The organism is Microbacterium sp. LWH10-1.2 (assembly GCF_038397765.1).
In the GTDB taxonomy this organism is placed as follows: domain Bacteria; phylum Actinomycetota; class Actinomycetes; order Actinomycetales; family Microbacteriaceae; genus Microbacterium; species Microbacterium natoriense.
The window spans coordinates 855,323-876,371 of sequence record NZ_CP151638.1; the positions used below are offsets into that span (position 1 = coordinate 855,323).

Consider the following 21,049-nt stretch of genomic DNA (forward strand, 5'->3'; position numbering starts at 1 on the left):
CGTTGGATGCTCGCCACAACGGGGCGCCGGATCCTTTGGCGACTCTCGTCGAAGGATCCGGCTCATCTCTTCGCCGTCCAGGACCCGCCGTTCTCCCAGAACCGGCCGATGTCCTCCAGCGGGCGTCCCTTGGTCTCCGGTGCCAGCCAGGTGACGAAACCGAAGGCGAGCACCGCGATCACGCCGAAGATCGCGAAGGTGCCCGCGCCGCCCGCCGACTGGAGGAGAGAGGGGAAGACGAGTCCCACGATGACGTTCGCGACGAGGTCGGCAGTGAGCATGACGGTCGCGCCGAGAGCACGCAGATGCGCGGGCATGGCCTCTCCGGCGTACACCCACACGAGGGATCCGAAGCCGAAGGTGAAACCGGCGGTGAAGAGGATCAGCCCGATGAAGCCCAGCACGGTGAGCGCTCCGTCGAACGCCCCGCCGCCGACGAGGAACACGCCGACGAGGAGGGCGTTCGCCGCGATCATCGTTCCGATGCCGATGAGGAGCACGGGGCGGCGCCCCATGCGGTCGATCACGAGCAGAGCGATGAAGACCGCGATGAGACCGGCGACCTGGACGAGGGCACTGAGCCCGAGCTGGGTCACGTGGTCGGTGTAGCCCATCGACTTGAAGATGCTCGGGCTGTAATAGACGATCGCGTTGATGCCGGTCGCCTGCACGAAGAACCCGAGGCCGACCACGAAGAGCGTGGCGCGAAGGAAGGGCGGTCGCAGCAGGTCGAGCCAGCCGGAGGTGTGGGCGGTCGCGAATCCCGCGGTGATGGTCTCGATCTCGGCATCGATGTCGATGGCGTCGCCCTCGATCTCCGTGAGGGCCTTTCTCGCCTCGGCCGTGCGCCCCTTCATGATGTACCAGCGCGCCGTGTCGGGGAGGCGCAGGAGCAGCACGGTGATGATGATTCCCGGAACGGCGGCGAGCCCCAGCATCCATCGCCAGCTCCCGGTCGGCGCGAGCGCCATGGCGATGAGATAGCCGAGGACGATGCCCGACACCGTCGCCACCTGATACAGCACGAGGAAGGCGCCTCGTGAGCGGGTCGGTGCGGACTCCGCAACGAACACCGGGACGACGACGACCGAGACCCCGATCGTGAGTCCGAGGAGGAAGCGAGCCGCGATCAGGAACTCCAGGCTCGGAGCGATGCCGCTCAGCAGCGAGAAGAGGGTGAAGGTCGATGCGACGAGGACCATCGTCGGTTTCCGGCCGATGCGGTTCGCCAGTGCGCCGCCGAAGAGTGCGCCGGCGATCTCTCCCACGACCACCGTGGTGGCCAGAAGGCCCTGTCCTGCGGCGTCGAGTCTGAACTCCTCGGTGAGGTAGATGAGCGCTCCGCCGATGTTCGACGAGTCGTAGCCGTAGATGATCCCGACGGTTGCGGCCGCGACGCCGATCATGATCGCGAGACGCGTCAACTTCGGCGTCTCCGTGAGTGCGTGCATCTCGCTGCCTTCCTTCGGCCGATGCATCAGATGCGGCCTGTGTGGTGAGAATGGCCCTCGCGACGGTTTCGTGTCAACTCGGACCGATGCCGACGGATCGGATGCGTGATCGATCGTCGTCATGCGACGAACCTCCACACGTACTCCAACCCGTCTGCCTGACGGAACCAGGCTACGGTCACGATCACCTCGTCGAGGTCAGCCGCGCACAGGCACACCTCGATCTGCTCGGCGGGGAGGACCTGCCCCCACAGCTGCGTGCGATCCCGACCGGCGTCATCGCGGAACACTCGCACGAAGTCGGCGGGTTCTGCCGCGTGGTTGATCACGAGGGGGTGGGCGGGATCCGCACGCGAGACGTGCCAGGGAACGCGGTACGCGGAGGGGAACGGAACGAAGGAAGGGACAGCGGGTCTCGGCATGCGGGTCACGCTAGGAGCGGCCGCCGACCTTCTGTCCCCGCGTCGGACCCGAGCCCGAAGGATCTGTGGAGAACGGATCAGCGATCGGTCGCTGTGGACGATGAATCGGCTCCGAGGTCATCGGGCAGGGCGTGTGAACCGAAGCTCTCCACCTCCGCTGTGTCCGACTTCGGGCGTCGACCGACGGAGAGCGCCTTGCGGCCGGCCCAGGTCACTCCGCGTGCAGCCGTGCCGGCCGCGCTCGCCACAGCGCCGCCGACGAACTGCGCGCCGTGCAGCATCCGCAACTCGAGCTTCTCCGCGCCGTCCACCGGTTCCAACTCGAGCGGCAGTCCGACAGGAGCGGCGCCGAAAGCGCGGTGCGAAGTGGTCAGCACCCTCCTGCCGAGAATGTGGTTGCCGGTGCCGCCGATGACCGCACCGACACCGAACGGCAATGCCTTTCCGATGAACGACGCCCCGCCCTTCGCTGCGAACTGCTTCACGAACATGCTCTTGAGCTGATCGACCATGGGCCCGACGGCGGCGCGGGGGAGCGACTTCGTCACGAGCTCGCCCCAATAGGCCGTTCTGGTGCCTCCGCGCCCGGCTGCCTGTCCGGCGAGCTGGCCGACCAGCGCGACGCCCTCTTTGCCGAGCATCAGAGTCATGACCAGAGCTCGCGCACGATCGGGATTCGAGACGGCGATGCCGTGCACCTCCGCGACGGACTGAGCGAAGAGTGCGGTCGACTCGACGAAGCCCAACGTCTCGACCCCGGAGAGCGCGAGCGTGACGCCTGTTCCGATGCCGGGGATCACCGCCGTCGCCCCCACGGCGGCGCCGCCGGTCGTCACGGCTGCGAGGTATCGCATCTCGAGGATGCGGATGATCTCCGCCGGCGTCGCGTGCGGGTGCCGAAGACGGATGCTCCGGATGTGCGCGAGCACGAGAGGCCGCTGGATCGACAGCACGCGATCGAGACCGCGGATCGCGAACGGATGCTCGTCCGAACCGGTCGGCGGTACTCCCTTGTCCCACGGCGAGCCGTCAGGGAGGGAATGGATCTTCTGCACCTTCGTCCCCATGACTCAGATACTAGGGAGCGCACCCGCGAAAACGCCGAATGCCCGCCCCTGGAGGGGCGGGCATTCGGACGAAGCAGCAGCGGATCAGACGAAGAGGTTCGCTCGCTCGAGGTCTTCTGCGAAGTCGACCTCGACCGCGTACAGGTCGGAGACGTCCATCGGCTCGAGCAGGATGCCGTCTTCGGCGATCGCGAGTTCGAGGCCGCGCTCGAAGTAGTCCTGGTCCTCGACACGCTGCAGCTGGCGCATGAAGGCCTTCTTGTGAGCGGAGGAGATGTAGTTGATGCCGACGGCCTCGCCGAGACCGCCCTTGACGGTCTTGGACAGCTCCTTGATGAAGCCCTCGGCGGTGACCGTGTACTTCACCTCTTCGTCGCTGACCTTGGAGGTGTTGACCGTGACGAACGACTGGTCGCGCTCGATGTACGCGGCGGCGCGGCCGAGGATCATCGGGTCGAAGACGACGTCGCCGTTCATCCACAGCACGCCGGACTTGCCCGTCGCTCCGAGTGCGCGCAGCAGGCTCTTCGACGTGTTGGTCTCGTCGTAGCGCTCGTTGTGGACGTAGTTGACGTGGGGGAACGCCTCGATGACGGTCTCGGCGCGATAGCCCACCACCGTGGTGATGCGAGCGTCGGAACCGAAGGCTGCACGGATGTTGTCGTGCTGCTGGCGCATGATCGTGCGGCCGTCGCTCAGTTCGGTGAGCGGCTTCGGCAGTGCACGGCCGAGGCGCGAGCCCATGCCTGCGGCGAGGATGACGGTCTGAAGAGTCACGAGTGCTCCTAAAGGAAAGTGTGTTCACGGTCGGTTCACCGACCAGACACTTCTTCGTGCCGAGTTCATGGTAGCGATTCGGGCTGGGAAGCCCCGGGGCTTTGGGGCCCCGTTGCCATTTCGTGATCGAGTACACACGGAACACTCAGATTCGAGCGGCATCCGTCAGGACTCAGGATATACGGCTGATTCGGAGGGCGAAATGTTGCGTCGGACCGGATATGGCGGGACCCCGTTGATACCCTCGAACAGTGACTGCTTCCCCCGACGACCGCACCGAAGAGGTGGGCGACGCCGCGAGCACGCCTGCGAAGAAGACACCGGCGCGAAAGGCGCCGGCGAAGAAGCCTCCGGTGAAGCGCGCGCCCGCGAAGTCAGCGGCCTCGAAGGCCGCCACCACCGTCGAGGCGATCGCCGAGCCGGCTCGCACGGAGGACGCGGAGACGCCGCGCACGCCGAAGAGGACGACCGCGGCCGCGGCGCGCACCGCTGCCGCGAAGAACTCGGCCGCGCGAGCGACCGCTCCGCGTGGCACCTCGTCGACGGCTCGAGCCGCGGCCGCGAAGGCCGGAACCGCCGCGGCGAAGAGCCCGGCTCCCCGGACCACGCCGGCGAAGACCGCCGCGGCGAAAGCCGCAGCCGAACGCACGGCGGCGGCGAAGACCTCCGCGCGCACGGCCACGGCGAAGACCAACTCCGCCAGGACCGCAGCTGCCAAGACCGCAGCTGCGAAGCGCGCCGAGGCGAAGGCTGCCGAGGAGGCGAAGACGGCTGAGGCGAAGGCCGCCGAGGAGGCGAAGGTCGCTGAAGAGGCGAAGGCCGTCGAAGAAGCGAAGGCCGTCGCGGAAGCGAAGGCTGCGGAGGCGAAGGTGGCCGAGGAGGCGAAGGCCGCTGAGGCCGCGGAGGCTCTCGTCGCCGTGGAGTCGACGTCGGAGCCGATCGAGGAGATCGTCGCCGAAGAGCGCGAACCTGTCGAGCACGCATCGGTGCCGGGGGAGTCTCCGACGCAGGAGGACCTCCCTGTGGCCGAGCACGTTCCGGCCGACGAGGTCGTGATCGAGGAGGCAGACAGCCCCGAGGCGGACAGCATCGAGGAGATCGCCCCCGGGGCGGCGGCATCCGATCCTGCCGAGGCCTCCGAGCCTGCGCGCGACGTGCCCGCGGATTCGGGGACCGAGGCGATCCGCATCCGCGGCCTCGTGAAGAGCTTCGGCGACCATACCGCGGTCAACGGCATCGATCTCACCGTCCCGGCCGGATCCTTCTACGGCATCGTCGGACCGAACGGCGCGGGCAAGACGACCACGCTGTCGATCGTCGCCGGGCTGCTCAGGTCCGATGCCGGCAGCGTGGTGATCTGCGGCATCGACCAGGCCGCTCAGCCCCTCGCCGCCAAGCGCGTGATGGGCGTGCTTCCCGACCGGCTCCGCACGTTCGACAGGCTCACCGGTCGTCAGCTCCTCTTCTATTACGGACTTCTCCGGGGGCTCGCCTCCGACGTCATCGAGAAGCGCGTCGGAGACCTGGCCAGGGCGTTCGATCTCGGCGACGCGCTCGGCCGTGTCGTCTCCGACTACTCAGCGGGCATGACGAAGAAGATCATGCTCGCCGGCGCGATGATCCACTCACCGCGGGTCCTCGTCCTCGACGAGCCCTTCGAGGCCGTCGACCCTGTCTCTTCCGCTGTCATCCTCGACATCCTGCGGGCCTACGTGTCGCACGGCGGAACCGTCATCCTCTCCAGCCACGGCATGGACCTCGTGGAGCGCGTCTGCTCGCGGGTCGCGATCATCGTCGGCGGCGACGTGCTCGCCGAGGGGACGATCGAGGACGTGCGCGCCGGACAGACGCTGGAAGCGCGATTCGTCGAGCTCTCCGGCGGTATCGGCGAAGTGGAGGGGCTCGAGTGGCTGCACACGTTCTCCGACTGAGGGCTGCGCTCCTGATCGGGGCGCTGCGCGGCGAACGACGGGGACGCACCCTCGTCATGCTCGCCGTCGTCGTGGCGATCACGGCGGTCGTCTGCGCCGCGGTCCTGAGCCTCGACGACGTGCCTGTCGCCGTCGCGCGCACCGTGATCGTGCTCGGCAGCGCCGCGATCCTCCTGGGCTTCCTGGTCGGTCCGATCCTCGTCGGAGCCGTCGACCAGCTCGATCCCCGTCGGTTCGCCGTGTTCGGCGTCGATGAGAAGAAGATGCCGTGGATCCTGGTGCTGGCCGCCTTCGTCAGCGTGCCGAGCCTCGCTCTCCTCGCGGTGAACGTCTGCGTGTGCGTCGTCGCGGTGCAGCTCGGCGCCCCCTGGCCCGCCGCCGTCCTGATGACCCTGCTCGGGGTGCTGACCACGCTGCTGGCCTCGCGCATCGGCATGGCCGTGAACGCGCTGGTGCTCCCGGAGCGGCGCTCCCGTGAGCTCACGGCGCTGTTCGCCCTCGCCCTCGTCATCATCGCGTTCCCCGTCGCCGTCTTCCTCGCTTCCCTTCGCTGGGACGGGCACGTGCCGGGCGCCGTCGCGTCGATCACCGACACCGTCGGCCTCACGCCGCTCGCAGCGAGCCCCGGCTTCCTCTTCGCCGTGGCCGTCGACGACACGGCAGGATCCTGGGTCGCCGGCATCATCGCCGTTCTCACGGCCGCAGTGCTCTGGGTCGTCTGGAGCTGGCTGGTCAGGCGGCTGCTCACCACAACCGAACGGCCGGTGACCTCTCGGGAGCGCACCGGACTCGGCTGGTTCGGGCTCCTGCCCTCCAACGCGTTCGGCGCGATCGCGGCCCGCAGTCTGGTCTACTGGCTCCGCGACCGCCGCTACATCATGAACCTCATCGTGGTGCCCGTCGCCGGCGTCCTCACAGTGTTCCCGCTGCTCGTCGCGGGCGTCCCGCTCGAGATCGCCGCGCTCGTCCCCGTGCCGGTGATGGCCCTGTTCTTCGGCTGGCTGCCGCACAACGACGTCGCCTACGACTCGACCGCCCTGTGGACGCACATCGCGAGCGGGGTGCGCGGCATCCCGGATCGGCTGGGACGTCTGGTGCCCGTCGTGCTCGTCGCCGTGCCCGTGCTCGCGATCGCGGTGCCGCTCACGCTGCTCTGGATCTCCGACTGGCGGCTGCTCCTGCCCCTGACGGGCCTCGCCGCGAGCCTGCTCTTCTCGGCGCTCGGCATCTCCAGCATCGTCTCCGTCGTCGCGCCCTACGCGGTGTCGCGCCCCGGCGACAGCCCGTTCCAGCAGCCGCAGCGGCCGACCTCGCGCGGAGCGTTCGGTCCGGCGGCCGCGTTCCTCGGCGCCATCGTCCTGAGCATCCCGACGATCTGGCTGTTCGTGCTCACGATCGTCGAGGGCTCGGAGTTCGCCCCCGCCACGCTGTGGGCAGGGATCGCGACAGGCGCCGGTGCGCTGGTGATCGGGGTCGCCGTCGGCGGTCGCGTGTTCGAGCGCGGAGGCGAACGTCTCATGGAGTTCGTCGAGACCGCGTGAGACCCGCCCGCTGAGCTCCTCGCGCGACTAGACTCGCGGGATGAGTACTCCGCTGGACAGCCCCGATCAGGGCGGCGTGGCAACGCTTGATCGCGAACTGGAAGAGCTCCTCCGAGAGGAGAACCTCGAACCGGGCGACCACGAGCGTTTCTCGCATTACGTGAAGAAGGACAAGATCCTCGAGTCCGCGATCACCGGCAAGCCGGTGCGCGCGCTGTGCGGCAAGAAGTGGACGCCGGGTCGCGACCCGGAGAAGTTCCCGATCTGCCCCACCTGCAAGGAGATCTACGAGTCGATGGTCGGCTGACCGACGTCAGTCGGCGTCGACGAACACCGTCGGGATCGCCGGGTCGGACTTGCTGAGCGCGAGGGCGCGAACGGGCAGTTCCTCGCGCACTCGAAGATGGTGCGCGCGAGCGGATGCCGTGCCTTCGACGCCCTCGTAAGAGGTGTCGATGTCTCCCGCTTCGACGAACGTCACCTGCAGCGGGCGGCCCTGCGGATGCTCCGACGGGGTGTCGAGCTTCTCGAAACCGTCGGAGACGACCACGGTCTCCTCCGACGCCACGCCGTCGGTCAGCGTGCGGAACGCCGCCTTCCTGCCTCCGTGTGACGCCTTGTCGGCCGAGGCCTTGGCGACGCCGATCCAGGCGCCGTCGGAGTCCTGCCGGGCGACGAGCTTGTAGACCATGCTCGCCGTGGGGTAACCGGAGCCGGTGACGACGGAGGTCCCCACGCCGTAGGCATCGACGGGTGAGGCGGCGAGTGCCGCGATCGCGTACTCGTCGAGGTCGCTGGTGACGGTGATCCTGGTGCCCGTGGCTCCGAGCTCGTCGAGCTGCGCCCTGACCTCCGCCGCGACGATCGGCAAGTCGCCGGAGTCGATGCGCACTCCGCCGAGTCCGGTGCCGGCGACGCGGATCGCGGTCTCGACGCCGGTGCGAATGTCGTAGGTGTCGACGAGCAGCGTGGTGCCGGTGCCGAGGCTGTCGATCTGCGCGCGGAAGGCGTCCTCCTCGCTGTCGTGGAGAAGCGTCCAGGAGTGGGCGGCGGTTCCCATAGTGGGCAGACTCCATCGGCGACCGGCCTCGAGGTTGCTCGTGGCGCCGAAGCCGGCGATGTACGCGGCGCGGGCGGCGGCCACGGCGGAGTGCTCGGCGGCCCGTCGCGATCCCATCTCCGCCAGCGGGCGCTCGCCCGCGGCGATGCTCATGCGCGATGCCGCGGTCGCGACGGCGGAGTCGTGGTTGAGGACGCTGAGGGCCAGAGTCTCCAGCACGACGGCGTCTGCGAAGGTGCCCTCCACCGTGAGGATGGGGGAGCCGGGGAAGTACAGCTCGCCCTCGCGGTAGCCGCGGATCGATCCGGTGAAGCGGTAGTTCTCGAGGTAGGTCAGCGAGTCGGCATCGACTACGTCGTTGTCGCGCAGGTACCGCAGCTCGTCGTCGCCGAAGCGGAAGTCCCGCAGGAGGGTCAGCAGGCGCCCTGTACCGGCGACCACGCCGAAACGGCGTCCACCCGACAGGCGGCGCGAGAACAGCTCGAACACGCTCGGGCGCGACGCGGTGCCGTCGCGGAGCGCGGCGGCGAGCATGGTCAGTTCGTAGCGGTCGGTCAGAAGCGCCGTCGACGTCGTCATGGGCTTCAGCTTAGTGAGCGCGGCGGAGAGAGCGTCGTGTGCGCGCGGGTAGGCTGGGGAGTCATGAATGACGCCCCGATCGGAATCTTCGACTCCGGTGTCGGCGGGCTCACGGTGGCGAGGGCCATCAGGGCCCAGCTGCCCCGTGAATCGTTCGTGTACATCGGCGACACGGCGCACTCGCCGTACGGTCCCAAGCCGATCGCCGACGTGCGACGCTACTCGCTCGAGGTCCTCGACACCCTGGTCGACCAGGGCGTGAAGATGCTGGTGATCGCCTGCAACACCGCCTCTGCCGCGATGCTCCGCGACGCCAGAGAGCGCTACGACGTCCCCGTGGTCGAGGTGATCGGCCCGGCCGTGCGCCGCGCCGTCTCGACCACGCGCAACGGGCGCGTCGGCGTGATCGGCACGGTCGGGACGATCGGCTCCCGCGCCTATCAGGACATGCTCGAGGTGAACGAGACCCTCGAGGTGTTCACGGCCGCGTGCCCGCGGTTCGTCGAGTTCGTGGAGGCCGGCATCACCGGCACCCCCGAGGTCCTCGCGGTGGCGGAGGAGTACCTGGCTCCGCTGCGGGATGCCGGCGTCGACACGCTCGTCCTCGGCTGCACCCACTACCCCTTCCTGCGCGGAGCGATCAGCTACGTGATGGGCGAGGGCGTGACGCTCGTGTCGAGCGATGACGAGACCGCCGGAGACGTCTACCGCCAGCTCGTGCGCGGTGACCTGCTCGCACCGCCGGACGCCACGGCGACCTACGTCTACGAGGCCACCGGAGACTCGACGGTCGAGTTCACCGCACTCGCGAACCGGTTGATGGGCCGCGAGGTCCGCGACGTCCAGCTCGTGCAGACCGGGGTCATCGACCTTCCGGCATCCGTCATCGAATCGCTCTGAACCACCGAATCCCCTGACCGAAGGAAGTCCATGTCATCCATCGTCCGCGCCGACGGCCGCTCCACCGACCAGCTCCGCGAGATCACCATCGAGCGGGGTTGGAGCGCTCAGGCCGAGGGCTCTGCCCTGATCAGCTTCGGCGGGACCAAGGTGCTGTGCACCGCATCCTTCACGAACGGCGTGCCCCGCTGGCTCACCGGCAAGGGCAAGGGCTGGGTCACCGCCGAGTACGCCATGCTCCCGCGGGCGACGAACAGCCGCAACGACCGCGAGAGCGTGAAGGGTCGCATCGGCGGCCGCACCCACGAGATCTCCCGTCTGATCGGCCGGGCGCTGCGCGCCGTCGTCGACACCAAGGCCCTGGGCGAGAACACGATCGTGATCGACTGCGACGTGCTGCAGGCTGACGGCGGCACCCGCACCGCCGCGATCACCGGCGCCTACGTCGCGCTGGTCGATGCGATCGAGTGGGGCCGGGAGAAGAAGTTCATCGGCCGGAACTCCACGCCGCTGCTCGACTCCGTCGCCGCGGTGTCCGTCGGCATCATCGACGGAGAGCCCATGCTCGATCTGGCATACGTCGAGGACGTGCGCGCCGAGACCGACATGAACATCGTCGTCACCGGTCGGGGCCTGTTCGTCGAGGTGCAGGGCACCGCCGAAGGCGCGCCCTTCGACAAGCGCGAGCTCGACGCCCTCCTCGACCTCGGCGTCGCCGGCTGCGCAGACCTCAAGGAGCTCCAGCTGAAGGCGCTCGCGGGCTGATGCAGATCGTCCTCGCCACGCACAATCCGCACAAGGTGGCGGAGTTCCAGCAGATCACGGCGTCGACCCGCCCCGACCTGGAGATCATCGGCTACGACGGCCCTGAGCCGGTCGAGGACGGCGTGACGTTCGCCGAGAACGCGCTGCTGAAGGCGCGTGCTGCTGCTGCGCACACGGGGCTCGCGGCGCTGGCCGACGACTCCGGCATCTGCGTCGACGTGCTCGGCGGATCGCCCGGCGTGTTCTCGGCGTACTGGGCGGGGCAGAAGAAGGATGCCGTGGCGAACCTCGAGCTGCTGCTCGACCAGCTGCGCGACATCGCCGACCCGCACCGCGCGGCGCACTTCACCTCCGCGATCGCGCTGGTGACCCCGGAGGGCGCCGAGCACGTCGTGGTAGGGGAGTGGCCGGGGCGGCTCGCGCACACGGCGACCGGCGGGGGCGGCTTCGGCTACGACCCGATCTTCATCCCGGACGGTCAGCCGGCGGGCGAGGAGCGTACGGTGGGCGACTTCACCGCGGAGGAGAAGCAGGCGCAGTCGCACCGCGCCCGCGCCTTCATGGAGCTCGGACCGCTGCTCGCGCAGCTGTGACGGACGACCGGGCGAACTGAGAATCATCACCATTCCCGACTAGCCGGAACCACGTCCTCGGGGCGTGGGCCCGGTCTAGCCTGGTCGTATGCACGATCACGCACCCGCAGCAGGCGGCATCCGCTCGGCAGGCCATCGACGTCTGCTGACGATCTCGCTATGCCTCACGGCGACGATCATGGTCGTGCAGGTCATCGGCGCCATCCTCACGGGTTCTCTCGCGCTCCTCGCCGATGCGGCGCACATGTTCACGGATGCCTCGGCGCTCCTGATCGCCCTCATCGCCGCGGCCGTCGCCGCGCGGCCCGCCGACGACAGGCGCACCTTCGGGTATCAGCGCGCCGAGGTGTTCGGCGCCCTGATCAACGCGGTCATCCTCATCGCGCTGGCCGGATGGGTCGGCGTCGAGGCGATCGGACGACTGATCGACCCAGGGGAGGTGGAGGTCGCCGGCGGCCTGATGCTCGTCGTCGCGGCCGTTGGACTCATCGCCAACGCGATCTCGATGTGGCTCCTCAGCCGGGCGCAGCGCACCAGCATCAACGTGCGCGGGGCGTACCTCGAGGTCATGGGCGACCTGATCGGCTCGGCCATGGTGATCGTCGCCGCGATCGTGATCGTCACCACCGGATGGATGCCGGCCGACGCGATCGCCTCGATGTTCATCGCCGTGATGATCATCCCTCGCGCGATCTCCCTGCTGCGCGAGGTCTTCTCCGTGCTGGCCGAGTCCGCGCCCAAGGGTACGGCGGTCAGCGAGATCCGCACGCATCTGCTCGGCTACGAGGGCGTCGTCGGCGTGCACGACGTGCACGTGTGGCAGCTCACACGAGGTGCGCCGGTCTTCACCGCGCACGTCACCGTCGCACCGGAGATGTTCGCGGACGGCCGTTCAGCGGCCCTGCTGAACGAGATGCAGTCGTGCCTCGCCGAGCACTTCGACGTCGAGCACTCGACGTTCCAGATCGAGCCGGCCGAGCAGTCCGACTGCGAACCGCACCACGCCTAGGCGGTCACGGCGCCCGTGTCGGGGATGCCCGGCCGGGAGAGCATGATCGCGAGCACGATGAGCCCCGCGATCGGGACGAGCAGCCAGAACGCGTGACCCCAGCCCTGGCCCGTGTCGCGCAGGCGGCGCACGAGCACGGCCAGCGTCGGCAGCAGCACGGCGATGCCCCACAGGCTCGACAGGATGGCTCCGAGGCTCGAGCCGTCGCCGACCGGCAGCACCTCGAAGACGCCGAGAGCGGCGGCGACGAGGGCGGAGAAGAGGATCCACCACCAGAACTCGGGGCGGGCGGCTCTGCCGGTGAAGTCCGCGTACTTGCGCAGCACGGTCGTGATCGCTTCGCCGAATGACATGGGCGTCCTCCTCCTGGTGGTCGCGCCCATCCTAGAGCGCGCCGCCACTCGCGCGGAGGATCACGCATCGACGACGACCTCGGCGGGGGTCTTGTCCGGGCGCAGGCCGCGCCACCGCGCGTGGCGGAGGATGGCGTCGGGCGTCCAGTTCGCGAACTCCACCTCGCCCACGAGCTCCGGACGCACCCAGAGGGCGTCAGAGGCGTCGAGGGCCGGAACGCCGTCCAGGGGCGCAGCGTCGACGCGCAGCGGGGTGAGCTGCGAGAGCAGATCGTGCAGCATCCGCTCGGTGAAACCGGTGCCGACCCGGCCGACGTAGCGCAGTGCGATCGGATCGGGCACGGCGAGCAGCAGCGAGCCGATCGTGCCCTCCCTGTCGCCCTTGCCGGGGCGGATGCCGACGATCACCGCCTCCTGCATCCGCGTGTGCTTGAGCTTGAGCCAGGACGGCGACCGCTGCCCCGGACGGTAGCGGGAGGAGGGATCCTTCACGACCACGCCCTCCAGCCCGAACTCGCGACTGGCGGCGAGGGCCGCGTCGATGTCGTCGAAGACCGGAGGGGCCCGCACCGGGGCGTCGAGATCGGCGACGACGTCCTCCAGGAGCGTACGTCTCTGTGCGAGCGGCATCGAGGTGAGGTCGTGCCCGTCGAGGCGCAGGAGGTCGAACGCGAGGTAGAGCACCGGCGTCCGCACCACCTCCCGCTCGATCTCCCGCGGCCTGGTCAGGTGCATCCGATTCTGCAGCAGGGAGAAGCTGGGGCGCCCCGTGCCGTCGAAGGCGACGATCTCGCCGTCGAGCACGGCGTCGGCGACGGGCAGGAAGGGGGCGCCGTCGGCGGTGAGCTCGGGGTAGCGCGCCGTGATGTCGGTGCCGCTGCGGGCGTGCAGCAGCATCCGTCCGCCGGACCACGTGCCCAGGGCGCGGATGCCGTCCCACTTCACCTCCACCCACGGCTGCGGGCTCAGCCCTCTCGCGATGGCGGGGGTGCCGTTCTCGGCCAGCATGGGGGCGACGGGCGCCGGAGTGCCCGGCTCTGCGGGGCGCGGGATGCGCACGTGCGCGCGGCGTGGGGCGGGGGCGGGCATCGGAGCCGCTACCGCACCCGCGGGGCCCGCGCTCGCGGGGCGGAACCCGGAGAAGGGGTCGAGGCCGTCTGCCGCGCGCTCCAGGACCTGGTCGAGGTCGAGCTGGGCGAGAGCCGGATCGTCGAGCTCGTCCCAGGTGCGGGGCGCCGCGACCCACGGCTGCGCCCGGCCGCGCAGCGAGTAGGGGGAGATCGTCGTCTTCTTGCCGTTGTTCTGGCTCCAGTCGAGGAACACCTTGCCGCCGCGGGCGGCCTTCGCCATGACGCTCGTCGCCAGCTCGGGGTGCTCGTTCTCGATCATCCTGGCCAGCTCCTTCACGACCTCGGAGATCTCCGCGCTCGTCTGCGCTCCGGGGAGTGCCGCATAGAGGTGGAGACCCTTGCTGCCGCTCGTGACGGGGACGGTGTCGAGGCCCATGCCCGACAGGATGCCGCGCGCGATCCGGGCGACCTCGGCGCACTGCGCGAGCTCGACGCCGGGACCGGGGTCGAGGTCGAGGACGAGACGGTCGGGGCGACCGGGGAGTCCGTCGGGAGTGAAGCGCCACTGCGGGACGTGCAGCTCGATCGCGGCCACCTGCGCGAGCCACACGAGAGTCGCCACCTCCTCCACGAGCGGGTACTCCTTGGGGCCGTCCGAGTGACGGATCTCCTGCCGGGGGATCCACGACGGCGCTCCCCGCTCCAGCTGTTTGGTGAAGAAGGCGTCGGCGGGCTGTGCGGCGGTGCCCACGCCCTCGACCCAGCGCTTGCGGGTGACAGGACGGCCCGCGAGCTGGGGGAGCAGGAGCGGTGCGATCCGCGTGTAGTAGGCGATGACCTCGCCCTTGGTGGTGCCCGTCTCGGGGTAGACGACCTTGTCGAGGTTGGTGACGCGCAGGCGGCGGCCGTCGACCTGCACCAGCTGAGCATCCGCGACCATGACGCCAGCGTAGTCAAGGGACTGGTCGTGACGGGTGTGACTGGTGTCTACTGGTGTGATGAGGACGATCTGGAAGGGCGCACTGACCTTCGGTCTCGTGAACGTGCCGGTCAAGGTGTACTCCGCGACCGAGGACCACGATGTGCCGCTGCATCAGGTGCATGAGAAGGACGGCGGACGCATCCGCTACCAGCGGACCTGCGAGGTGTGCGGTGAGACCGTCGCGTACGCCGACATCGATCGCGCGTACGTCGATGAGGGGCAGACCGTCGTGCTCACGAAGGACGACCTCGCCGCGCTCCCCGCCGAGAAGAGCAGGGAGATCGACGTCGTCGAGTTCGTCCCCTCCGACCAGGTCGACCTGCTCACCCTCGACAAGCCGTACTACCTCGAGCCCGACTCGAAGTCGCCGAAGGCGTACGTGCTGCTGCGCAAGACGCTCGAGCAGACCGATCGCACCGCGATCGTGCGGTTCACGCTGCGCCAGAAGACCCGGCTGGCGGCGCTGCGCGTGCGCGGGAAGGTGCTGGTGCTGCAGACGCTGCTCTGGGCGGACGAGGTCAGAGAGGCCGAGTTCCCGGTCCTCGACGAGGACGTGACGATCTCGAAGAAGGAGCTGGAGCTCTCCTCGTCTCTCGTCGAGAGCTACTCGGCCGACTTCGACCCCGAGGCGTTCGTCGACGAGTACCAGAAGGAGCTGCGCACCCTCATCGACGCCAAGATCGAGGCGGGCGACACGTTCGACGCGGCCGTGACGTTCGGAGAATCGGATGCCGAGGCGGCAGGCGGAGAGGTCATCGACCTGATGGAGGCGCTGCGCGCCAGCGTCGCGCGGTCGAAGGAAGCGCGCGCCAGCGGCGGAGAGGCCGAGGAGAAACCCGAGAAGGGCAAGAAGAAAGTCGGCTGAACCGGCCCGGCTCAGTTCTTCTTGTCGTCGCCGTCGAGGTCGAGCGCCAGCGCCCGGGCCTCGGCGGCATCCGTCACGACGTCCTCGCCGGCCGCGGCGGCTTTCTTCGCCTTGTACCGTTCGGACAGGTAGTGGTAGAGCGTGACCAGTGCAGTTCCGGCGACCGCGGCGAGGAGGATCAAGTCGATGTACTCGACGACGATGTCGCGAATCCACGGGATGTAGGCGATGAGGAAGCCGATCATCGTGAGACCGAAGCCCCAGATCATCGCGCCGATGAAGTTGTAGAGCGTGTAGCGGCGCCATGGCATGTGGCCGACACCTGCGGCGACCGGTGCGAACGTGCGCACGATGGGCACGAAACGGGCGAGGATGACCGTGATGCCGCCGAAGCGCTCGAAGAAGGAATTCGTGCGCTCGACGTTCTTCTTGCTGAAGAGCCCCGATTCCTTGCGCTCGAAGATCGCCGGTCCTCCCTTGTGGCCGATGAAGTAGCCGACTTCGCCGCCGATGAACGCGGAGAGGGCGATCAGGAGCGAGACGACCCAGATGTTCATCCCGAACACGTTGCTCGTGTGGGTGAGCAGCCCGGCGATGATCAGCAGGGTGTCACCGGGTAGCAGGAAGCCGACGAGCAGGCCCGTTTCCGCAAAGATGATGAAGCACACGACCAGGAGCGCCCAAGGGCCGGCCCAATCGATGATGTTCGCCGGGCTGAGCCAGTCCGGCAGGAACGCGGTGGGGGCGTGGAGCATGGTTTCGAACATTGATGATTCCCGTCGGTCTTTGCTGGTCGGCGGTCGACTATCCGAATGCGGCAGCATCCGTTGTGCGGAAGGTGGGACTTGAACCCACACGCCCTAGGGCACAGGAACCTAAATCCTGCGTGTCTGCCAATTTCACCACTCCCGCGCGGTGGAATCAGTCTACTGACCGCCGTCCAGAGCGATCCTGAGCATCCGCCCGGACCCGGGCTGTGGATAACTTCCGCGGCCGTTCTGCGAATCTTGCGAGGATGCTCGGGTGCTCCCACCCTCCGTCCTCGTCGCCGAACGCCTTCGCATGCGGCTGCGCGCCGAGGGCACCGATCCGTCGATCGATCCCGATGCGGCCCGCCGAGTGGCGCTCGCCGAGGTCCGCCGCTTCAACGATGCCGCGCTGTCACGCGGCGAGGCGATGATCGACGACGAGCCGGGGTGCGTGCGCGAAGTGCTCGCCGCCGTCAGCGGCTTCGGGGCTCTGCAGCCGCTGCTGGATGACCCCGAGATCGAGGAGATCTGGTGCAACGGCCCCGAACGGATCCACGTCGCGCGCGGCGGCGTCGCCGAGCGCGTCGATCTGCGCCTGACGGAGACGGCGCTGCGCGATCTCGTGGAGCGGATGCTGCAGTCGACGGGGCGCCGGGTAGACATCGGCCAGCCGTTCGTCGACGCCTCCCTTCCCGACGGCTCGCGGCTGCACGTCGCGATCGCCGACGTGGTGCGCGGATCCTGGGCGCTCAACATCCGTAAGTTCCTCCCCGGTCACCGCACGCTGGATTCGCTGACTGCGCAGGGAGCGCTTCCGGAAGGGCTCGCGACGACGCTGAGGCGGGCGATGCGCGAGGGACGCAGCGTCATCGTGTCCGGGGCGACCCACGCGGGCAAGACGACTCTCCTCGCGGCCCTGCTTGCCGCCTGCGCAGACCGGCAGCGCATCATCACCGTGGAGGAGACCTTCGAGCTCGCGGTGGACGGCCCCGATCTCGTCGCGCTGCAAGGGCGTCAGGCCAGTCTCGAAGGAACGGGCGAGATCACCCTGAGGCGACTGGTGAAGGAGGCGTTGCGGATGCGCCCCGATCGGCTCGTCGTGGGCGAAGTGCGCGACGCCGAAGCGCTCGATCTCGTCCTCGCGCTCAACACCGGCGTGCCCGGAGCGGCCACCGTGCACGCGAACTCGGCTGCCGACGCTCTCGACAAGCTGACCCTGCTGCCGCTGCTCGCCGGACGCAACATCGATCGGGCGTTCATCGCGCCGGCGCTGGCGATGGCCGTCGATCTCGTGGTGCACTGCGGGCGTGACCTCGACGGCACACGAAGGGTGCGGGAGGTGATCGCGCCGACGGGGGAGGTCGTCGACGGCCGGATCGTCTCGAGGACCCTGTACGAGCATGGTGCGGACGCGACCCGGCATACGCGCACCCGCGGGGAGCTGCGACGCGTGGAGGTCGGTGCATGACCGTGCTGCTCGGGGCCGTCCTGGCCGCCGGGGTGCTGCTCTGCGCCTCGCCGTGGTTGTGGCCCCGCCGCACGGAGGCGCCTCGAGTGGAAGGGCGTGGGCGACTCGCTCGCCTCGCGGGCGAAGCCGGGTTCGCGTCGCTGGGCACGCGGGCGATCGTCGCGGCGACGGTGGCCACGGCATTGACGGCGGCGTCGGTCGCCTGGCTGCTCACCGGTCTCTCCGCGCTCTCCGCTCTCGCCGGCGCGGCCGGCGCGGGAGTCCCGGTCGCGTTCCTGCGTTCGCGGCGTCTTCGCCTGCGCAAAGCTCGACGGCTGCTCTGGCCCGATGTCTGTGACCTGCTGATCGGTTCGATCAGGGTGGGGCTGTCGCTGCCTGACGCCGTGGCGAACCTCGCCGAGTCGGCGCCGTCCATGCTTCGTCCGGCCTTCATCGTGTTCGAGAGGGATCTTCGCGCGACCGGGCGCTTCGAGAGCAGCCTCGACCGGCTGAAGGACTCGCTCGCCGATCCGATCGCCGACCGCATCGTCGAGACGCTGCGGATGGCGAGACAGGTCGGAGGAACGGAGCTCACTGGTGTGCTGCGAGCTCTCTCCGCATCCGTGCGGGCGGACGCGGCACTCCGCGGCGAGGTGGAGGCTCGTCAGTCGTGGATCAGAGGAGCCGCCGTCCTCGGCTCCGTCGCTCCGTGGATCATCCTCGGGCTTCTCGTGATGAGACCGGAGGGCGCATCGGCATACGGCACCCCGGAGGGCATGCTGGTGATCTGCGTCGGAGCCGCGGTGTCGGTGAGCGCCTACCGCATCATGGTCCGGATCGGACGGCTGCCGGAGCCGGGGCGGTGGTTCGGATGAGCGGGTTCTCCGCGATCGCGGTCGCGATCCTCGCCGGCGGCGGCTTCGCGATCGGCGCGCTCTGCATCCTCGCGACCCTTCCGAGATGGCGTGCGGCCTCCTTGACGGTGCGGATCGCGCCGTACGTGAGAGACGTCGTCGTCGATGACGCCCTGCCCTCTGCCGTTCTTCCGCGGGTAGGTGTGCTGCCCGCGACGCGACGCACGGCCTGGCAGTGGATGCTGGCGGTGTTCGAACGGGTTCTCGGGGGCGGGGAGGCGCTGCGCCAGCGCATCGCCCAGGCGGGTCTGCGCACGGACCCGGCGGCCTTCCGCGGTCGGCAGCTGGGCTGGATGCTGGCGGGGATCGGCGCGGGCGCGGTGGTGTTGATCGCGCTGGTCCTCCTCGGGCGGATGACCGCGCCCGTGGCGATGCTGCCTCTGCTCGGCGGCGGTGCTGCCGCTCTCGGGTACGACATGCAGCTGACCGCGCGGGCGAAGGCCAGACGAGTGCGGCTCGCCGACGAGTTGCCGACCACGTTGGAGTTCCTCGCACTGTGCCTCTCCGCGGGGGAGGGACTGCTCGACTCGCTCCGTCGCGTCGCCGCGATCGGCTCCGGTGAGCTGACCGCCGAACTCCGACAGGTCGTACTGGCCGTGGGGACGGGGTCGCCTCTGGCCGATGCGCTCGGCGAGATGGCGTCCCGGCTCCAGCTGCCCGGGCTCACGAGAGCCGTCGACCAGGTCGTGTCCGCGTTGGAGCACGGCGCACCCCTCGCCGCGGTGCTGCACGCCCAGGCCGGCGATGCGCGCGAAGACGCGAAGCGCACGCTCATCGAGCAGGCGGGGCGCAAGGAGATCCTGATGCTCCTCCCACTGGTGTTCCTCATCCTCCCGCTGAGCGTTCTCTTCGCGAAAGTCAAGTTAGGGGTAGGTTCCGCTCGATTTGAGCTGGCATCCTCCACCCGCGAAGCGTGAGAACCGTTAGCGACACGCCGGAACGCAGTTTCCACAGAAAACCGAATGCCGGATGCCGCGCGTAGCGTGCCCCCTGTGGATGGAACGTCTCCCAGTCTCGAAGACCCTTGAAATCTCGCGGTACTAGCACCGAAAGGCGGGTTCGCCCGCTGTAGATGAAACGGTGCTCACGCTGTGTTGTATCGGTGGAGAACGGTGGAAAACTACACGGATGTAACTACTACCCCACTTCAAAAGCTTCGGCGTCAGTCCCCATATGTAGGCTTGTACTACCGGTCGGCGCAAAAAAGCGACCCACGTCGGACGGTGCCGGGACGTAGGTCGCATTTCTCTCTGGCGGGAGACTTGTAGCCTAACCCCTTCTCGGCTTTCTTTGGGTCACTGTAAGTGAGTTCGAGATGACTAGTTCATTCAACCTGTACAAGACGACGGGCAAGACGCAGACCAACACCCAGTACTACTGGACGCTCCAGGCGGAGAACGGCGAGGTCATCGCCGTGTCGGAGATGTACCAGACGAAGGCAGGTGCGCAGAACGGTATCGCCGCCGTGAAGCGCGTTGCACCTGGTGCGCGAATCCTCGACGTGTCCCTGTACCAGTAGGACCTAGGCCGGGGTGTGTCGGAGCGATTCGGCACCCCCGGCTTTTTCGCGTCTCCACACGCTAGCTGGCTGGTTTCCAGACCCCGCCCTTGCAGGTGTAGACCTCACCTGAGACCCATTGCCCGCCCTTGCGGACTAGGACCTCCGTAGGACGCCACTCTGACCCTCGACGAACGTAGGCACCAGAGAGCGTCTTAAAGGCCGTATCTGTGGCCTTGCCGCTGTATCCCGCTGAGTTGTGGGCGTAGACAGTCGCGTAGTACTGAGTGCCCGGAATCAGATCGGTGACCGTGTGCGAGAAGGTGGACGGTCCCAGCGGGTAGTCCGTGTACGGGACGGTGTCGGCGGGGGCCACCTTGTTGATGCGGAGGAGGTACTGGTCTATGGCAGCACCGTTGTTGTTGGTGTTCGCTGGCCATGTCATCGTGGCCGATGTCGGCGTGAGGTTGGATGCGACCGGCGAGCCGTTCACGGCGGGCGGCTTGGGGATGCGCGGCAGATCGACGTAGCCGCCTACTGACACGTTGTCCGCTACTGCACCCGCACCGTCCACTCCTTTGAATCCAGAGACATAGATTTGTGCATAGCCGTTGGCGTCGTGCCCGACCCAGGTGGAGCCGGACGCGATGAGCTTGGAGCTGGTGCTTCGGAAGTCGAAGTTGAACGTGCCGGAGTAGCCGTTACCGGCGATGCTTGTAGACCAACCTATGGTGTTGTTCAGGTGGAAAGACTGGCCGTTGTAGCAGTAGAGCCACAGTGACCAGGACACTAGTGAAGAGTTGCCGGATACAGCGGCGACGTCTGCATTGATCTGGAGGGTTGCGGCTCCTGCGGCTGCGTTGAAGGTAGCCAATCAGGTCACCTTGATCCAGACGTCCCCTTCCTGCGGGCTGGTCGGTGCGGTCGTGGAGACCGTGACCTTGCGCGGAAGGTTCTTCATGAGACGCCCGATGAAGTCGCGCGTCTCGTTTATGAGCGTTTCGAGTGTGTTCGCTGGAGCGGTACCAGGTACTAGGGGGAGTCCTGCCGCTGCTGCGTCGTCGCCAATTGCCATT

The 21,049-nt window shown here is 68.4% G+C and carries 22 protein-coding genes and 1 tRNA gene; 12 read left to right on the plus strand and 11 right to left on the minus strand.

The window, feature by feature from the left end; translation table 11 throughout:
- Nucleotides 1-62 precede the first annotated feature (62 nt).
- From MRBLWH10_RS04010 to MRBLWH10_RS04025, 4 genes are all read right to left on the minus strand, one after another.
- Nucleotides 63-1,451, minus strand: coding sequence for a sugar porter family MFS transporter (locus MRBLWH10_RS04010; RefSeq protein ID WP_341941711.1), 1,389 nt, complete (start codon nt 1,449-1,451; stop codon nt 63-65).
- Between the two features lie 119 nt (nt 1,452-1,570).
- The gene (locus tag MRBLWH10_RS04015) at nt 1,571-1,873 is read right to left on the minus strand and encodes a hypothetical protein (protein WP_341941712.1); all 303 of its coding nucleotides are present in this window, start codon (nt 1,871-1,873) and stop codon (nt 1,571-1,573) included.
- Nucleotides 1,874-1,950: 77 nt separating this feature from the next.
- Nucleotides 1,951-2,940, minus strand: a complete 990-nt coding sequence (locus tag MRBLWH10_RS04020; RefSeq protein WP_341941713.1) for a hypothetical protein — start codon at nt 2,938-2,940, stop codon at nt 1,951-1,953.
- 84 nt (nt 2,941-3,024) lie between these two features.
- Nucleotides 3,025-3,717, minus strand: a complete 693-nt coding sequence (locus MRBLWH10_RS04025) for a phosphocholine cytidylyltransferase family protein (protein WP_105675295.1) — start codon at nt 3,715-3,717, stop codon at nt 3,025-3,027.
- 251 nt (nt 3,718-3,968) lie between these two features.
- Between MRBLWH10_RS04025 and MRBLWH10_RS04030 the strand changes: the two genes are divergently transcribed.
- From MRBLWH10_RS04030 to MRBLWH10_RS04040, 3 genes are read left to right on the plus strand one after another with little or no spacing between them, the layout of a single operon-like run.
- Nucleotides 3,969-5,648: an ABC transporter ATP-binding protein gene (locus MRBLWH10_RS04030; protein WP_341941714.1), complete on the plus strand. Its 1,680-nt coding sequence runs from the start codon at nt 3,969-3,971 to the stop codon at nt 5,646-5,648.
- A complete protein-coding gene (locus MRBLWH10_RS04035; protein WP_341941715.1) occupies nt 5,624-7,189 on the plus strand; it encodes a hypothetical protein in 1,566 nt (521 codons plus the stop codon). Before MRBLWH10_RS04030 ends, MRBLWH10_RS04035 begins: the two co-directional genes overlap by 25 nt.
- A gap of 40 nt (nt 7,190-7,229) precedes the next feature.
- Nucleotides 7,230-7,496, plus strand: a complete 267-nt coding sequence (locus MRBLWH10_RS04040; RefSeq protein WP_028503536.1) for a DUF3039 domain-containing protein — start codon at nt 7,230-7,232, stop codon at nt 7,494-7,496.
- A 6-nt stretch (nt 7,497-7,502) separates the two neighbouring features.
- Here the strand turns inward: MRBLWH10_RS04040 and MRBLWH10_RS04045 are convergent, their stop codons facing one another.
- Nucleotides 7,503-8,828, minus strand: a complete 1,326-nt coding sequence (locus MRBLWH10_RS04045; RefSeq protein ID WP_341941716.1) for a nicotinate phosphoribosyltransferase — start codon at nt 8,826-8,828, stop codon at nt 7,503-7,505.
- A 63-nt stretch (nt 8,829-8,891) separates the two neighbouring features.
- On the opposite strand from MRBLWH10_RS04045, the gene murI reads away from it, so the two are divergent.
- The 4 genes from murI to MRBLWH10_RS04065 all read left to right on the plus strand — a co-directional run bounded on the left by murI (nt 8,892) and on the right by MRBLWH10_RS04065 (nt 12,095).
- On the plus strand, nt 8,892-9,728 hold the full coding sequence (gene murI, locus MRBLWH10_RS04050; protein WP_105675289.1) for a glutamate racemase: 837 nt from the start codon (nt 8,892-8,894) through the stop codon (nt 9,726-9,728).
- 30 nt (nt 9,729-9,758) lie between these two features.
- Complete coding sequence (rph, locus tag MRBLWH10_RS04055) at nt 9,759-10,493, plus strand: ribonuclease PH (RefSeq protein ID WP_341941717.1); 735 nt, start codon at nt 9,759-9,761, stop codon at nt 10,491-10,493.
- Nucleotides 10,493-11,086: an RdgB/HAM1 family non-canonical purine NTP pyrophosphatase gene (rdgB, locus tag MRBLWH10_RS04060; protein WP_223586174.1), complete on the plus strand. Its 594-nt coding sequence runs from the start codon at nt 10,493-10,495 to the stop codon at nt 11,084-11,086. The genes rph and rdgB overlap by 1 nt, the downstream gene beginning before the upstream one ends.
- 88 nt (nt 11,087-11,174) lie before the next feature.
- Nucleotides 11,175-12,095: a cation diffusion facilitator family transporter gene (locus MRBLWH10_RS04065; protein WP_223586175.1), complete on the plus strand. Its 921-nt coding sequence runs from the start codon at nt 11,175-11,177 to the stop codon at nt 12,093-12,095.
- Here MRBLWH10_RS04065 and MRBLWH10_RS04070 read toward each other — a convergent pair.
- Nucleotides 12,092-12,448 (minus strand): DUF805 domain-containing protein, encoded by a 357-nt coding sequence (locus MRBLWH10_RS04070; protein WP_223586176.1) that lies wholly within the window; start codon nt 12,446-12,448, stop codon nt 12,092-12,094. The two genes, MRBLWH10_RS04065 and MRBLWH10_RS04070, sit on opposite strands and share 4 nt — an antisense overlap.
- Before the next feature lie 60 nt (nt 12,449-12,508).
- Nucleotides 12,509-14,458 carry a non-homologous end-joining DNA ligase gene (ligD, locus tag MRBLWH10_RS04075; RefSeq protein WP_341941718.1) on the minus strand — a complete coding sequence of 650 codons (1,950 nt, stop codon included), beginning with the start codon at nt 14,456-14,458 and terminating at the stop codon, nt 12,509-12,511.
- A 58-nt stretch (nt 14,459-14,516) separates the two neighbouring features.
- On the opposite strand from ligD, the gene MRBLWH10_RS04080 reads away from it, so the two are divergent.
- A complete protein-coding gene (locus MRBLWH10_RS04080; protein ID WP_341941719.1) occupies nt 14,517-15,365 on the plus strand; it encodes a Ku protein in 849 nt (282 codons plus the stop codon).
- 11 nt (nt 15,366-15,376) lie between these two features.
- Here MRBLWH10_RS04080 and MRBLWH10_RS04085 read toward each other — a convergent pair whose 3' ends face one another.
- Complete coding sequence (locus MRBLWH10_RS04085; RefSeq protein WP_341941720.1) at nt 15,377-16,120, minus strand: DedA family protein; 744 nt, start codon at nt 16,118-16,120, stop codon at nt 15,377-15,379.
- A gap of 75 nt (nt 16,121-16,195) precedes the next feature.
- Nucleotides 16,196-16,277: transfer RNA gene (locus tag MRBLWH10_RS04090), tRNA-Leu, on the minus strand.
- Between the two features lie 150 nt (nt 16,278-16,427).
- Between MRBLWH10_RS04090 and MRBLWH10_RS04095 the strand changes: the two genes are divergently transcribed.
- The 4 genes from MRBLWH10_RS04095 to MRBLWH10_RS04110 all read left to right on the plus strand — a co-directional run bounded on the left by MRBLWH10_RS04095 (nt 16,428) and on the right by MRBLWH10_RS04110 (nt 19,994).
- Nucleotides 16,428-17,582: an ATPase, T2SS/T4P/T4SS family gene (locus MRBLWH10_RS04095; RefSeq protein WP_341942560.1), complete on the plus strand. Its 1,155-nt coding sequence runs from the start codon at nt 16,428-16,430 to the stop codon at nt 17,580-17,582.
- A complete protein-coding gene (locus MRBLWH10_RS04100) occupies nt 17,579-18,436 on the plus strand; it encodes a type II secretion system F family protein (RefSeq protein WP_341941721.1) in 858 nt (285 codons plus the stop codon). Before MRBLWH10_RS04095 ends, MRBLWH10_RS04100 begins: the two co-directional genes overlap by 4 nt.
- Nucleotides 18,433-19,392, plus strand: a complete 960-nt coding sequence (locus MRBLWH10_RS04105; RefSeq protein ID WP_341941722.1) for a type II secretion system F family protein — start codon at nt 18,433-18,435, stop codon at nt 19,390-19,392. The genes MRBLWH10_RS04100 and MRBLWH10_RS04105 overlap by 4 nt, the downstream gene beginning before the upstream one ends.
- 398 nt (nt 19,393-19,790) lie before the next feature.
- Nucleotides 19,791-19,994: a YegP family protein gene (locus tag MRBLWH10_RS04110; RefSeq protein WP_341941723.1), complete on the plus strand. Its 204-nt coding sequence runs from the start codon at nt 19,791-19,793 to the stop codon at nt 19,992-19,994.
- A 61-nt stretch (nt 19,995-20,055) separates the two neighbouring features.
- On the opposite strand, the gene MRBLWH10_RS04115 is transcribed toward MRBLWH10_RS04110, so the two are convergent.
- Entirely contained in the window at nt 20,056-20,847 is a 792-nt protein-coding gene (locus MRBLWH10_RS04115) for a fibronectin type III domain-containing protein (protein ID WP_341941724.1), read from the minus strand.
- Nucleotides 20,848-21,048, minus strand: a complete 201-nt coding sequence (locus MRBLWH10_RS04120; protein ID WP_341941725.1) for a hypothetical protein — start codon at nt 21,046-21,048, stop codon at nt 20,848-20,850.
- Between the last annotated feature and the right edge of the window lies 1 nt (nt 21,049).